Origin of the sequence: Clostridium sardiniense (genome assembly GCF_050584765.1) — a bacterium.
GTDB classification, from domain to species: Bacteria; Bacillota; Clostridia; order Clostridiales; family Clostridiaceae; genus Clostridium; species Clostridium sardiniense_A.
On sequence record NZ_JBNOOR010000001.1, the window covers coordinates 279,032 to 293,087 of the forward strand.

Sequence of the window (14,056 nt, forward strand, 5' to 3'; positions counted from 1 at the left end):
TTTAGTAATTATAGATATTGAGTTTTTACATTATAAATAAATTTATATTAAAAATATGTAGTTTAAACATGAAACATGCAGCTTCAATATGAAAAATGTGGTAGAATAAATTTGAAATTTTAACTAATAGTCATATTGGGTTATTAATTATTTAATGGTAATAGTTGATAAATTTAAATTGCGTTTTACAAAATTTAGGGGGGATTAAAATTGAAGTTAACTTATGAAATAAGTAAAGGCAGATATAAGGAGATATTAGAAAAATCCTTAAATGAAAAACTTGAATCACTAAATACTATGAGGAGAAGTAAATTCTATAAGATACTTTTAGCTATTGTTATACCACTATTCTCTTTTGTGCTTTTAATAGCCATATTGATAGGTGGGACAGACCCAACAATAAAAGTATTTTCAAAAATGTTATTCTATATAGTTTTAATTTTTTTCTGTTACGAACTAATATTTAAGCTTATACCTAAAGTTCAAAAGAAGATATTAATGAAAAAGGGGAATTCTTTAATTGAAAATAAATTATCTAATATTAATAAATTAATAAAAGCTGTAATAGAAATTGATAAAAATAGTATGAGATTCTATGATGAGTTAAAAAGTGAAGAGATAGCTTATTGTTCGATAGATACAGTAAAGATTTTTGAAGATTTTATTCATATTAAATATTTAAAAAATAATGTTATTGATATTCCTTTAGAAGCATTTAATAATGAAGATGAATTAGAGCAGTGTTATAAAATAATAAAAGAAAATATAAAGAGTTGCAAAGATGAAAAGTTAACTATAGATAATGCTGATGTTACTTATATGAAAGCAGAAGATGATATTAGAAATTTAAATAAATATATTTTTACTACAAAAGAAGGCAAGCTTGGTATAAAAGCTACTAAAGATGTGTTCTTATATTCTTCAATATTAGTTGCTGTGTTAAGTATAATTCTAATTGCTTGTCTAAGTAGCTTTAAAGCTGCTTGTATATCTATAATATTCTTTGTTATAGTAATACTTATTGCAAGAACAAGATGGTCAACAGATAGAATAAAAAGGATAACATTAGAACAAGATATTAAATTTTTTAATAACCAAAATAAAAATAGAAGTATTACTTTTAAAGAAGATGGTATTCAATTTTATCAAGAAGATAATATTTGTACTATTAAATATGAGGCAATAAAGTCTGTAGAGGAATCAAATGGATTAATATTATTAAAGAATAATTTATTGATTGCTTATATACCAAATAGGATTTTTAGTAGTGAAGGGAAACAAAAAGTAATAAATATATTGAAAAGTAAATGCAATATTTTATAAAAACATTAAATATTACTTTAAATTGACTTTTAGATGAATTATATATATGATTTAGTTTGAAATATAAACTATTATATTTTCGATGGAGGTAAATATATGGCTAGAAACCAAAATGGTAATGGAAATTTCCATTATAATAATACAGAGAAAAAAGATAAGAATTTTATGTATGCAGATATGAAAAGAGCCAATTGTTACAATTGTAATTTTTCAGGATCAAATTTTGATTATGTAAGTTTTAGAGGAGCACATTTTAAGTCATGTAGCTTCTTAAATGGTACATTTAAGGGAGCAGAATTTGTTGGTGCAAACTTAAAGGGAAGTAAGTTTAAAGAAGCAGTATTTGAAAATACTATATTTGATTCAGTAAAATTAGATGGTGCTAACTTTAAAGATGCTACATTTAAAAATGTTGTATTCTTAGGAACTGATTTAAAGGCTGCTAAAAATTTAGATAGAAGTAATAAAGAGATTAGAATATTTGAAGAAATGCCAAAGATAGAAGTTAGCGAAGAATTAAGAAATGCAGTTTTAGGTGCAATGGAAAATGAATTCGTTAAGAAGGCAAGAATTTTAGATACAAAAGATGGAGATATACATTTACTTAATTTAATGATTTTATTAGAAAACTTTGATGAGGAAACTTTAATCAAAGGATTAAATAAAATTCAAACAGAATTAGATAGAGATTTCCACACTTTAAGTTACATAATTAGATATTTAAATAAGTAATAAGAATTTATAAAAGATTAGATATTTTATCTAGTCTTTTTTATTTTGAAATAAATTACTTAGGGTATAAATATTATTTATTTATACAAAGTGTTATGGTAAAATATAGTAAAATTAAGCTTGATTATATTAAGCTATAAAGGGGTTTAAGATGGGGATTTTATTGATTGAAGATGATATTAAATTAAAAGAATATATTAGTGAATATCTAGAAGCTTATGACTACAATGTAACAGTAATAGATGATTTTGAAAAGGTTATGGAAACTGTTGAGGATATAAGTCCAGACTTAATAATATTAGATATTAATTTACCTAAATTTGATGGGTTTTATTTCTTAAAACTTATAAGGAGAAAATATAAGACTCCAGTAATAATACTTTCAGCTAGAAGTGAAGAGGGCGAGCAGATAAGAGGTATGGAACTTGGGGCAGATGATTATGTGACAAAGCCATTTGTTATAGGAATATTGCTTGCCAAAATTAATGCTTTATTAAGAAGGGTAAGTGAATATAAAGATGATTCTAGCATTACAAATGATATAGATGAGAATGACTTAAATTTAATTCATGAAAGTATGAAATTAAAGTATAAGGGAGAGATAATAGAGCTTACAAAGAATGAATATAGAATACTAAATATACTATTACATAATAAAAATAAAGTTATAACTAGAGAAGAGATATTGGAAGCTTTATGGGATGATACTACATTTGTTGATGATAATACTTTAACTGTTAATATGACTAGAGTTAAGAAGAGATTAAGTGATCTAGGAATAAATAATTCTATTGTAACAAAAAGAGGGGTTGGGTATGTCTTTAATGGAATTAATAATTAGAGTATTTAAGATAAAGAGTAGAGATTTATTAATGTTTTCAATAAACACTTTTATAATATTATTATTTTACTATTTATTCTTTAAAGATAGTGAAACCTTATATCCATTAATACTTAGCATAACTGTAATAATTGTATATTTTATTATTGAAGTTATATCATATAAAAGATTTATAGAGAAATTAGAAGAGAGTAAGGTAAGTCCTAATTATAATAATGCAGATGTTAATTATAGAGAAGAAGAAATATTAAATGTAATTAGTGATGTACATAAGCACTATCTTAATGATATATATACATTGAAACAAGAAGTGAAAAATAGAGATATGGTATTTTCTAAGTGGATTCATAATATGAAAACTTCAATAACTGTAATAGATTTAGCCAGCGAAAAAAGCACTTTAGATATAGGAAGTAATAAATATACTAAGGATATAAAAGAAGAAAATAATATGCTTAAAAAGAATTTAGAAGAGTGCTTAAATGTAATAAGATTAGATGATTTCTCAAGGGACTATGTAACTGATAAGTGTAATCTTAGTGAGTTAATAAACAATGTAGTTAATTTAAAAAAGAGAGATTTTATATATAAAGGTGTATTTCCTAAGGTTTCTATAGATAAGAATATATCTGTTTATACTGATAAGAAATGGTGTGCATATATGTTAGAGCAAATAATATCTAATGCTATAAAGTACTCAGAGAATGAAAAGGAAAATAAGATAGAGATATTTGCTATAGAAGAAAAAGATGAGATAAAGCTATCTATAAAAGATATGGGAGTAGGAATAAGAGAAGAGGATTTAAATAGAGTATTTGATCCATTTTTTACAGGAAGTAATGGAAGAGAAGATAGAAATGCAACAGGGATAGGTCTTTATATGGTTAAGATAATAGGGGAAAAACTTGGACATAATGTTGAGATAGAATCGGAACTCGGAGTAGGGACGACAGTTAAAATTATATTTAGAAATGAAAGTATTATCTAATTTTATTACAAATATAATTAGAAGCTTTCTAATTATTATTTATAATCTATGAAAGTTTTATTTAAGCTAATTATAAACCTTTCAAAAATGTAAGGTTATGTAAGGGGAATCCATTTGAGAGTTATGGGTTCCCCTTTATACTAAGATTATAAATAGAAAATAAATATAATTTTTGGTATAGAGAAAGGGAGAAAAGTATGGAGATTTTAAAAGTATGTGATTTAACTAAAGTTTATAGTTCATATAAAGGAGCAAAAGAGGTTAAAGCTTTAAATGGATTAAATCTATCAGTAAATAAGGGTGAATTTGTTGGGATAATGGGTCCAAGTGGTAGTGGTAAAACAACATTACTTAATATTCTTTCAGGAGTAGATAAGAGCACATCAGGAAAAGTTATTATAAATAATAAAAATATTAGTGATATGAAAAAAGATAAATTAGCTTTATTTAGAAGATCAAATATGGGATATATATTTCAGGATTTTAACTTATTAGATAGTTTAACATTAGAAGAAAATATAGGATTGCCACTTATTTTAGATAAAAAGAATACAAAAGATATTAAAATGCGTGTTAATGAGCTTATGAGGTTTTTTGATATAGACACATTAAAAAACAAATATCCATATCATATTTCAGGTGGACAAAAGCAAAGGGTAGCAGCTGCAAGAGCATTAATAAATGATCCTTCTATAATATTTGCAGATGAGCCAACTGGAAATTTAGATTCAAAATCAGCTAATAATATAATGAATACAATAAGTAAGATGAATAATGATATAAACAGTACAGTGTTAATGGTAACTCATGATCCTTTTGCAGCATCCTTTTGTAAGAAAATTATATTTATTAAGGATGGACAAATCAAAATGGAAATCACATCAAATGGTGATAGAAAGAAGTTCTTTGATAAAATACTTGAAGTTCAAAGTGTTATAGGAGGACAAAACTAATGAAGTTTTCTTCTATAGTACGTAAGAATTTTATTTATAACTTTAATAAGTATATATCATTTTATTTTGTTAATTCAATGATTATAGCCATGCTATTTATGTATGGAAGTTTATTATTTAATGAGACAGTAGTAGATAGTATAGGAAAAACATCACTATATGAGACAGTTAATATGGCACTATTTGGAGTTATACTATTTTCTATAGTTTTTATTACTTATACTAATATGTCCTTCTTAAAGAATAGAGGGAAAGAGTTTGGAATGTATCTAACATTAGGTATGACAACAAAGGATTTAACTAAGCTTATTTTGGTAGAGAACTTAGGCATAATGTTAGCATCATTAGGAACTGGTATTTTAAGTGGAGCTATACTTGGAAGGTTATTTTATATGGGATTAAATAAGGTATTAAATAGTGCTGAAATTCCATATTCACTTAATTATAAGAGCTTCTTACTTAGTGTAGGGATTTTTGCATTAATATTTATAGGAAATTTTATATTTAATATATTCTATATAAAAAGAGTATCAATAATAGATGTTATAAAGTCTTCAAAGAAAAAGGAGGCAGGTAAATCTAATATTTTTATAGGATTAATATCTTTGGTGGTATTAATTATATCATGCTACTGTTTACCTAAGGTTATGCTTGGAGAAATATTAGGTGGAAAATCCTATATGATTGCAATTTTTGTAGGATTAACTTTAATATGTCCATATATGGTTATAGGTTCAGGAATAGCTGTAGTAAAAAATATATTAAGTAGATTCCCTAAATTATATAATAATAATTTACTAGTGTTATCAAATCTATCTCATAGATTTACAGCTTATAAAAACATACTGTATATGGTATCACTTTTAATTGCTGGTGCGATATTCTTTGTTGGATATAGTTATTCTATATACACATCAGTTAGAGAGTTTACTGATATAGGAAATCCTTATGATATTATGTTTGTTGAAACAGCTCAATATAATAAAGCTGATAAAGATAAGGTTAAAGAAGTAATAGAAGGTAGTAATGGAAAGATGGAAAAGTATGATGTATTAGAATATGTAGAAGTACCAAGTTTTAAAGAGGATGATGGTATGATAAGATATTATACTGATAAGGAATCTATAGTAAGTGAGACAAATTATAATAAGCATATGGGAACGGAGATGGATGTAAAACCAAGTGAAGCTACTTATATAACTTCATTAGATGAAAAATCATTAAATCTTCCATCATCTATGTTAACTATTATGGATAAGGAACAATTACAAAAAATACAAGATGTATCAGCAGAGAATGAATATAAATTAAGCAAAGATGAGTATGAGAAAATTGCAGGAGAGTCTAAAAGTTTATATTTAGATGGAGATAATATAAGTGGGAAAAGTAATGTGCAATTTGCAAACTTTAGACATGGTGGAGATTATGCTGCAGGAAATGCACTTGTTTTAGATGATAAAGATTATGAACTGTTAAAAAATAATTCTAATGAAAAGTCATATAAAAAATTACACTTAATTAATATTAAAAATGGAGATAAAGCCTTTGAAGGATTACTTGGCTATCTAATGAACATAAATAACCTTGATAATTCATTTTGGGCTGATGGAAAATTATTTGAAAAATATTTATCAGATGATGAAAGAGGAATTAAAGAATCATATAGACCTATTTATAAAGAGGAGCTTGTAAGTTTGCAACTTGATAATAGTGGAATAATATTCTTTACTATGATATTTATAGGATTATTATTTATAATAGCAAATGGTGTAGTTTTATATTATAAGGTTTTATCAGATATAAATGAAGAAGAAGAGAGAATAACATCATTAACTAGAATTGGTATATTACAAAAAGAAGTTAAAGCTATAATCAGTAAAGAACTTGCAATAATATTCTTTGTACCTATTATTGTAGGTGGAGGAATGGGAATGTATTACTTACATCTTATGGCTTATAATTCAGGAATGACAGATACTATCATGAAAAAATCAATGTTTATACTTATAATTGGAGCTGTTATTCAATTCATAGCTTACTTAATAAGTAGAAAAAAATGTATTAGAGGAACTATTTCTTAAGGTTTTAATTTAATAAATTATATATCAGAAAGTAATGGATTATTGATTATATAAATGTTGATAATATTTTAGATAGTTATAAAAAAAGATTAGATATTTATCTAGTCTTTTTATTTTTAGATGAATTAATTAGTAAGAAAAAGTATAATAAAAATTAGAAATATAATTGATTATTAAGGGGGTATAATATGAAGCTTAATAAAATACATCATACAGCTATAATAGCATCAGATTATAAAAGGTCTAAAAATTTTTATGCTAATATATTAGGTCTTGAAGTTATAAGAGAGGTTTATAGAGAAGAGAGGGATTCTTATAAACTTGATCTTAAAATAGGAGATAGTCAAATAGAACTATTTTCCTTTCCTAGTCCACCTAAAAGACCAAGCTATCCAGAGGCGTGTGGGCTTAGACATTTAGCATTTGAAGTTGATGATATAGAAGAAGTTGTAGAAGAATTAAAAGAAAATAATATTTTGGTTGAACCTATAAGGATAGATGAATTAACAGGTTGTAGGTTTACTTTCTTTGAAGATCCAGATGGACTTCCATTAGAATTATATGAAGTTTGAAATAATTAATAAGATAATATACAATAAAATAGGGTAATTAATAGTAAAGATAAGATATGTATTCTTATCTTTACTTGTTTAAATAAATTTTTGTAGTCTTAAAAAGAGTTTAGATATTAAATTTATTGTTTGTTAATCTAATATTAAATTTAATATCATAAGTTTTAATAAAATTTACAGATTACAATTAACTTTGGAAGTATATTTATTACGGTAAGTAGGTTAAGAGGGAGAGTTCTAATTTATATAGTTAGTATATAAGTATTAGAATTTAGAAGAGTAGTATGGTTTTTTTAATTTAATAAAAGTATATAAGTTTAAAACTTGTAGAAAGAATCTTTATATTATTTTTGATATAAAGAAATTTAGAATTATTTGAAAAGTAGGATGAGTAGTATGGTTAAGAATATTAATAGTTCTAATATTGAGATTGGAAGAAGACTTAAGACATTAAGGGTTTTAAAGCTTATAATTTTAATATCAATTATGATCTTAATTTTATACGGCTTTATTTATAGTAACGGATGGTTTTTCTGATACCTAAATTACTAAAATCTAGATAAAATAAAAGCTTCTGCATTTGATTATGCAGAAGCTTTTTTGTATAAATTTATTTTTTTGAGGTTTGAAGAAGAGACTGGATTATAAAGATGCACAAAAGCGACCAAGCTATAGCTAATTTGTAACTATTTAAATAGATCAAAAGTATATTTGGAATCAATAAAATAGCTAAATATAGAATTTTAGATTGTGAAGTAAGTGAAAGTTTTGTATTACAAAAAGGGCAAGAATTATTTAGACTAAAAATTTTTTTTGACAATGGAATTTCTTTTTTACACTTAATACAAGTAGTAGATTTCATAATTATAACGACCTTTCCTTATATACTATAGATTAAATATGTTAATATAATTTGCATTTATTTCCTATTATATTCTATAAATTAAACATTAATCCTTTAGTTCTCTATATAATTATATTATGTGTAAGAAAATAACAAATATATAATTGCGTAAATAAATGGGGGGGAGATGTATGAAGAGAATTTCACTTGTTTCTTATTTATTACTGATACTAGTTACATTGATATCTTGTTCTCAAAAAATAGACTTTAGCAAATTAGAAGAGTCTAAGTATGGAGATATAGGAGAAAATAAAGATATATCAGCAAAGGTAAAGGAAACTGAAATAACTACTAATACTCAAGAGATAACATTACTTTTTACAAATAATTCTGATAATGAATATGGTTTTGACAATGAAACACATTTAGAAATAAATCATAATGGAGTTTGGTATGTAGTTCCACTTTCAGAAAAAGCAGCATGGACGGATATAGGATATATAATGTCTAAAAAAGATAAAGCTAAGAAGCAGATTTTATTAAAGGACTATTATGGAAAATTAGAAAGTGGAAGATATAGAATAATAAATAAATTTTATTCTAATGGAGATGAAGTATTAGTGCCAGTAGAGTTTAATGTTAAGTAATATGGCTTGGTGAAGTCTGAATAATAGTGAATACTTTATATTAAGAGTTAAGAATATTAGAAATTAAAAGAAAGCCTAAATAGTAAGACTTTCTTTCTTATAATAAACTTAGATATAAATAAAATATTAATAATAATCTCCATATAAAGAAAAAATATAAAGTTTGCGATATCACGAATATGTTAAAAAGTAAATAAATTATAGTTATTAAGAACGAAGATTCTTTTTTAATTCTTGTATTATCCAAGTTAACTTATAATTTTTTATTATATAGATTCAATACCTTATATACATATTATGGATTACTTGGTATATTGAAGAAAGGGGTTTGTGAGGTGAGTTATGATGGATGATTCTTTACTTTTGTGCGAGTTCGATCAATATTTAGATAATGATGATTTAAGTGATTTTTTTATTATTTATGACGAGAAAATATATTTAAAGAAATATTTTCTTATCATAAAATATTTATCGTTAGTATGTATTTCTATATAATTTATTATGATTTTATTTTCAATTTATTATAGAAATTTGGAACATGTTTTGAAATATATTTTTTTAATTTTCATTTTTCTTATATTAATTAGTGTATCAGATATATTTAAGTGGATTTTTAAATTATTATTTAGGAAAAAATTTAATTTAGATATTCAACGATCAATAAAACTTTTGATACTTATATTCTATACGAAGTTGATAACAAAAATTATAAATTATTTATAGATGATATTGATTATATTTATAAGACTAAGAAAGTTATGTTAATTAAGACAAGGCATAAAGCTATATTGATTAGTATAAAAAGTAATAGTGACTCAATTAAAAGATTGGAAAGTCATTTAGAAAATAAGATTCCCCAAAAAATATTTGAAGTTAATACAGAATGAGAGAAGGGGTAGGCATGAAAATTAAGTATAAAAATAGTTCAGATGATTATAAAGAATTTTTTTCTTTTAAAGTAAATTATTCAAAGAAGTCAAAATATATAATGGTAGTTGCAATATTAATGCTTATTTTAATGGCGATTGAACAGGAAGCGAATGGGAAAATAACAAGTGAAGAATTATTAAAATTAATTATGATTGATGGAGGACTTGGATTATTATTTATAATATTTTTTAATAAGATAATGATTGGATTATCAAAATTAGAGTTTAAAGGTAACTTAAAATCTAATTTTGATTTATTAGGAGAGAAATCTTTAGAATTAAATGATAATAAATTATTATATAAGCAATTAATAAAAAATGAGGAAAAGGAAATTCAAATTGAATTTTATGATATAAAGGATATAGTTGAATATAAAGAATATATCTTTATATTAACTAAGAATAAATATGGGTATCTTAATTTCCCAATAATACCTAATAGCGCGTTTGAAAGTCATAATATGAAATTAGATTTTATGAATAAAATTACAAAGAAATTAGAAAATGTATATAGAGAACGTATATAATACAATAAAAAAACAACTTTTAATAAAAGAAGTTGTTTTTTATTTTTTATAAATATAATTTCTAGTATTGAAACGCATAGATAAATTGGAGCTTATCTTTATATTTTAATATATATAATATCTTCAGTAATAAGTTTTCCTTTGATTTTATCTGTTCTTTTTGATATAACATTTCCACCCATATGTTTGTAAAATTCTATAGATGAGTTTCCTTGTAGGCAATTGATTATTACTGAAGAATATCCTATATGTTTTAATTCTTTAGTAGCAGCTAAAAATAGTTCTTTACCTACACCGTCACCTTGAAAACCATGAAGTACATAGAGAGCATTAATTTCTCCTGAATCCATAAATGATTCATTTCTTGAATTTCCGTAACTACAAAATCCGATAATTGTATTTCCAATAGATGCTACAATGAAATTATCATTCTTTTCTATATCTTCTCTTCTTTTTTTAGCTAAATATTTCAATTCATCAATTCTTGCATCAATCAGTTCATCAGGTATTAATCCTGTATAGGCTGTTTTCCACGTATACACGTTTACTATAGTTATTCCCAAGGCATCATCAGGAATAGCTTTACGAATCTCAAACATCAATTCACCTCAAAAAATTCCTATTTATAGGTTACTTTAATAAACAACTAACTCACAATTTAATACTATTATTCATTAATATAATTATATGCATTTATATAACCATGTTATTATAAAGTTTTACAACATATTTTGGAATGTTATTTACAATAAATAATTTATCATAAAAAAAATAATTAGGTATCTAAAATTACTAAGTAATTTTAGATACCTAATTGATTTAATAATACTGTATTATACTTTAGGTATTATTTTAATTCTAAATTTTATCCTTAATCTTTCTACTTCCATCTCTATAAAAAATTTTTCTTAAAGTTAATTCATCAAAAATTGTCATAACTGCAGATCCAAGTACTAAAAATAGTAGCTGAATAGTTTCGTTATTTATCTTCAGAGGAACTATAAGTGCAAAAGCTCCAAAGATAACATTTATAAGACCTAGCACTATCATAGTTTGTCCACCAAGTCTTTGAGCAACATTCCAAGTATCTTTATTTTTCATAGCAATAGGGCTTCTATATCCATGTAAATCATTTATATTCTCAGGTGGACATCTCTTTAGTATGAATCCAAAGAAAATAAATAAAAAGCCAGCTATTAAAGACATCAAGGTTATCATCTCCTTATAGTTTTAAAGGATTATATAGCTTATATATTAAATTTTGATTTTAATTTGATTTCAACAAAAGGTATAGGAATTATTAGTGCTGATATTCCTAATCCTGCATTTATAAGACTTAGGTATTCAGGTCTTATAGGAGCATTTATTTTTAGAATAACAACAAAAATTAATAAGGCTATTCCTAATACACCCCATATCCTTCCAATTAAATGATTCGCATAATTCCAAGCTTGTTTAGATGACATAGAACGTGTTGTTCTATAACCACGTAAACTACTTATTTGCTTAGATGGATTAACACTATATGTTCTACCTACAATTATCATTGTTAGTGGTATTATTAAATCTACAACCCAGAAAAAAATCTCCATAAAAACCCTCCTGTAATAAAATGTTTTAGTTTATATTATTATCCAGTATTTATAATAAATATTATACTGGATTTTAGTATTATTTAGCTAATCATAAATACTTTAAATTTAGCTTTTATAAGAGGAATTGAGCTGTTAATCATCATTTCTTTAGATTAAGTACTTGTACATAACGTTTACAAATCTATTTGGAATTTTGCATTAAATAAAGGATATGCTTTAAACTAGTGTTGATTTTTCAGATAGAGCTGTAAGTCTATCGTAATGAACACTTAAAATACAGCGTAAAATAAAAATGTAGATTAATTTTAAGAATTGATGCTGTAAATCAATTCTCTATTTTAATATAGCTATTTATTCTTTATTTCTTGTAGTTCTTTTTCTAATTCATTTATCATTTCATTATGAGTATCAGCATTACTAAATATTTTATTTTGTACTTCTTTTGGGAACATTTCCTTTATATCCTTTCCATAGTCATCACCAGAGCCTGGCATTTTGTATGATAATATGTTTAAATTATTGTTTTCTTTTTTAGCTTCCAATACTAGAGGTACAGAACCGCCAACACCACTCGCATTCTCTTTTAAAACCCAAAGATATATTTCATTATCACTTGAGCCTAAAATTTTAAAAGCACTATGTGTCTCCTCATCGCTCATAACAATATCATTTCCTGTTTTATTGCCGATATATTCTCTAATTATCTCTTCATCTTTTTCTGTAATATTCATAGTATTAATATTTTTATCATTAATATTTTTCTTAGTAATAGCAGTACATCCTAAAAATAAGGTTGCAGTAAGTAAAATAATAAATATATTAAATTTCTTTTTCAAAGAATCCCTCCTCACTTACATTTGCCTTTATTGTATAATAATTACAGCATTGTCTCAATATTAAACTAATTTTTAAAAAATATATATTAAAAATAGGTTCTACTATTTTGCTTTAATCACTTTCCCATACTTGAAATTCTTATTATATTCTTCTTGATTATCTTTATTAAACCTTATCCATTTACCATGCTTTTTATTATCATTGCCTTAAAAATTTAATATTTTTAATTTCCAACCATTTTACGCTTACATTACTTTAAATTTTATGGTATTTCCTTTACTACACAATAATTTAAAACAAAGCCTTTTAAAAAGATTATTTAATTATTAGTGTTAAAATTTAAAATCTATATAAAATAGATAGAATTTTTAGCCGATATAGGATTATAATTAATATATTATTGGAAAATATTGAATAAATTTATATGTTAATTTAAGGGGGAGAGTTATGAGAATTGGAATTATTGGTCCATCAGAAGATGAGATTATGCCTTTTATAGAATGTATAGAGAATAAAGAAGTAGATGATTTTGCTAGACTAAAATTCTATAGTGGAAATTATGGAAAAGTAGATGTTGTAGCACTTTACTGTGGAGTATGTAAGGTGAATGCAGCAATAGCAACTCAAATATTAATAGATAAGTTTGATATTACTCATATTATAATAACTGGAGTCGCTGGTGGTATTGATGATAGATTAAGGGTTTGTGATACTGTAATATCAACAGAAGTTGCATATCATGATGTTGATGAAGGCATCTTGACAGAGTATCATCCATGGATGGAAAGTATATATTTTAAGGCTGATAGTAAGATGATGTCTATATGTGAGAATATAATAAAGAAAAATAAATTTAATCAGAAAGTAGTATTAGGTAGGATGGTTACAGGAGAGGCCTTTATAACTAAAGAAGGTAGGGAAGAGATAGTTTCTAAGTATAATCCACTTTGTGTAGATATGGAAACTGGGGGCATTGCACATGTGTGTTATGTAAATAAGATTCCTTTTATAGCAATAAGATCAATAACAGATACTGAAGGAGATTGTGGAATAGAAGTCTTTGAAGAAAATTGTAGCAAAGCATCACATAATTCTATTGATGTATTAAAGAAATTATTAGAGGGTATAAAATAGATTTAGAGGACAAGCAATTAATAAAAAAGTATTATATATAGTATAAAAAGGGG

15 protein-coding genes are annotated in these 14,056 nt (G+C 24.7%); 11 read left to right on the forward strand and 4 right to left on the reverse strand.

Annotated elements, in window-relative coordinates; all coding sequences use genetic code 11:
* The first annotated feature begins 210 nt into the window (after positions 1-210).
* The 10 genes from ACQPUW_RS01410 (at position 211) to ACQPUW_RS01455 (ending at position 10,437) form a co-directional block, all read left to right on the forward strand.
* Positions 211-1,323 carry a hypothetical protein gene (locus tag ACQPUW_RS01410; protein ID WP_430835711.1) on the forward strand — a complete coding sequence of 371 codons (1,113 nt, stop codon included), beginning with the start codon at positions 211-213 and terminating at the stop codon, positions 1,321-1,323.
* A gap of 96 nt (positions 1,324-1,419) precedes the next feature.
* A complete protein-coding gene (locus tag ACQPUW_RS01415) occupies positions 1,420-2,055 on the forward strand; it encodes a pentapeptide repeat-containing protein (protein ID WP_430835441.1) in 636 nt (211 codons plus the stop codon).
* Between the two features lie 151 nt (positions 2,056-2,206).
* A complete protein-coding gene (locus ACQPUW_RS01420) occupies positions 2,207-2,896 on the forward strand; it encodes a response regulator transcription factor (RefSeq protein ID WP_430835712.1) in 690 nt (229 codons plus the stop codon).
* Complete coding sequence (locus ACQPUW_RS01425; protein WP_430835713.1) at positions 2,871-3,884, forward strand: sensor histidine kinase; 1,014 nt, start codon at positions 2,871-2,873, stop codon at positions 3,882-3,884. The genes ACQPUW_RS01420 and ACQPUW_RS01425 overlap by 26 nt, the downstream gene beginning before the upstream one ends.
* A gap of 197 nt (positions 3,885-4,081) precedes the next feature.
* Positions 4,082-4,837, forward strand: coding sequence for an ABC transporter ATP-binding protein (locus ACQPUW_RS01430; RefSeq protein WP_430835714.1), 756 nt, complete (start codon positions 4,082-4,084; stop codon positions 4,835-4,837).
* On the forward strand, positions 4,837-6,918 hold the full coding sequence (locus ACQPUW_RS01435) for an ABC transporter permease (protein WP_430835715.1): 2,082 nt from the start codon (positions 4,837-4,839) through the stop codon (positions 6,916-6,918). The genes ACQPUW_RS01430 and ACQPUW_RS01435 overlap by 1 nt, the downstream gene beginning before the upstream one ends.
* 188 nt (positions 6,919-7,106) lie before the next feature.
* Positions 7,107-7,490: an SMU1112c/YaeR family gloxylase I-like metalloprotein gene (gloA2, locus tag ACQPUW_RS01440; RefSeq protein ID WP_430835716.1), complete on the forward strand. Its 384-nt coding sequence runs from the start codon at positions 7,107-7,109 to the stop codon at positions 7,488-7,490.
* A 396-nt stretch (positions 7,491-7,886) separates the two neighbouring features.
* On the forward strand, positions 7,887-8,027 hold the full coding sequence (locus ACQPUW_RS01445) for a hypothetical protein (protein ID WP_430835717.1): 141 nt from the start codon (positions 7,887-7,889) through the stop codon (positions 8,025-8,027).
* A gap of 498 nt (positions 8,028-8,525) precedes the next feature.
* On the forward strand, positions 8,526-8,981 hold the full coding sequence (locus ACQPUW_RS01450; RefSeq protein ID WP_430835718.1) for an immunoglobulin-like domain-containing protein: 456 nt from the start codon (positions 8,526-8,528) through the stop codon (positions 8,979-8,981).
* A gap of 901 nt (positions 8,982-9,882) precedes the next feature.
* Positions 9,883-10,437, forward strand: a complete 555-nt coding sequence (locus tag ACQPUW_RS01455; protein ID WP_430835719.1) for a hypothetical protein — start codon at positions 9,883-9,885, stop codon at positions 10,435-10,437.
* A 98-nt stretch (positions 10,438-10,535) separates the two neighbouring features.
* Here the strand turns inward: ACQPUW_RS01455 and ACQPUW_RS01460 are convergent, their stop codons facing one another.
* The 4 genes from ACQPUW_RS01460 to ACQPUW_RS01475 all read right to left on the reverse strand — a co-directional run bounded on the left by ACQPUW_RS01460 (position 10,536) and on the right by ACQPUW_RS01475 (position 12,868).
* On the reverse strand, positions 10,536-11,036 hold the full coding sequence (locus ACQPUW_RS01460) for a GNAT family N-acetyltransferase (protein ID WP_430835720.1): 501 nt from the start codon (positions 11,034-11,036) through the stop codon (positions 10,536-10,538).
* A gap of 259 nt (positions 11,037-11,295) precedes the next feature.
* Complete coding sequence (locus tag ACQPUW_RS01465; RefSeq protein ID WP_430837257.1) at positions 11,296-11,643, reverse strand: SdpI family protein; 348 nt, start codon at positions 11,641-11,643, stop codon at positions 11,296-11,298.
* Between the two features lie 41 nt (positions 11,644-11,684).
* The gene (locus tag ACQPUW_RS01470; RefSeq protein WP_430835721.1) at positions 11,685-12,029 is read right to left on the reverse strand and encodes an SdpI family protein; all 345 of its coding nucleotides are present in this window, start codon (positions 12,027-12,029) and stop codon (positions 11,685-11,687) included.
* 350 nt (positions 12,030-12,379) lie between these two features.
* The gene (locus ACQPUW_RS01475; protein ID WP_430835722.1) at positions 12,380-12,868 is read right to left on the reverse strand and encodes a hypothetical protein; all 489 of its coding nucleotides are present in this window, start codon (positions 12,866-12,868) and stop codon (positions 12,380-12,382) included.
* 448 nt (positions 12,869-13,316) lie between these two features.
* On the opposite strand from ACQPUW_RS01475, the gene ACQPUW_RS01480 reads away from it, so the two are divergent.
* Complete coding sequence (locus ACQPUW_RS01480) at positions 13,317-14,003, forward strand: 5'-methylthioadenosine/adenosylhomocysteine nucleosidase (RefSeq protein ID WP_430835723.1); 687 nt, start codon at positions 13,317-13,319, stop codon at positions 14,001-14,003.
* Positions 14,004-14,056 lie beyond the last annotated feature (53 nt).

What these genes read in the sequence shown, in the direction of transcription:
- ACQPUW_RS01415 (WP_430835441.1), top strand. Translation starts at nt 1,420, where the DNA reads ATGGCTAGAAACCAAAATGGTAATGGAAATTTCCATTATAATAATACA.
- ACQPUW_RS01420 (WP_430835712.1), top strand. Translation starts at nt 2,207, where the DNA reads ATGGGGATTTTATTGATTGAAGATGATATTAAATTAAAAGAATATATT.
- ACQPUW_RS01425 (WP_430835713.1), top strand. Translation starts at nt 2,871, where the DNA reads ATGTCTTTAATGGAATTAATAATTAGAGTATTTAAGATAAAGAGTAGA.
- ACQPUW_RS01430 (WP_430835714.1), top strand. Translation starts at nt 4,082, where the DNA reads ATGGAGATTTTAAAAGTATGTGATTTAACTAAAGTTTATAGTTCATAT.
- ACQPUW_RS01435 (WP_430835715.1), top strand. Translation starts at nt 4,837, where the DNA reads ATGAAGTTTTCTTCTATAGTACGTAAGAATTTTATTTATAACTTTAAT.
- gloA2 (WP_430835716.1), top strand. Translation starts at nt 7,107, where the DNA reads ATGAAGCTTAATAAAATACATCATACAGCTATAATAGCATCAGATTAT.
- ACQPUW_RS01445 (WP_430835717.1), top strand. Translation starts at nt 7,887, where the DNA reads ATGGTTAAGAATATTAATAGTTCTAATATTGAGATTGGAAGAAGACTT.
- ACQPUW_RS01450 (WP_430835718.1), top strand. Translation starts at nt 8,526, where the DNA reads ATGAAGAGAATTTCACTTGTTTCTTATTTATTACTGATACTAGTTACA.
- ACQPUW_RS01455 (WP_430835719.1), top strand. Translation starts at nt 9,883, where the DNA reads ATGAAAATTAAGTATAAAAATAGTTCAGATGATTATAAAGAATTTTTT.
- ACQPUW_RS01460 (WP_430835720.1), bottom strand. Translation starts at nt 11,036, where the DNA reads ATGTTTGAGATTCGTAAAGCTATTCCTGATGATGCCTTGGGAATAACT.
- ACQPUW_RS01465 (WP_430837257.1), bottom strand. Translation starts at nt 11,643, where the DNA reads ATGTCTTTAATAGCTGGCTTTTTATTTATTTTCTTTGGATTCATACTA.
- ACQPUW_RS01470 (WP_430835721.1), bottom strand. Translation starts at nt 12,029, where the DNA reads ATGGAGATTTTTTTCTGGGTTGTAGATTTAATAATACCACTAACAATG.
- ACQPUW_RS01480 (WP_430835723.1), top strand. Translation starts at nt 13,317, where the DNA reads ATGAGAATTGGAATTATTGGTCCATCAGAAGATGAGATTATGCCTTTT.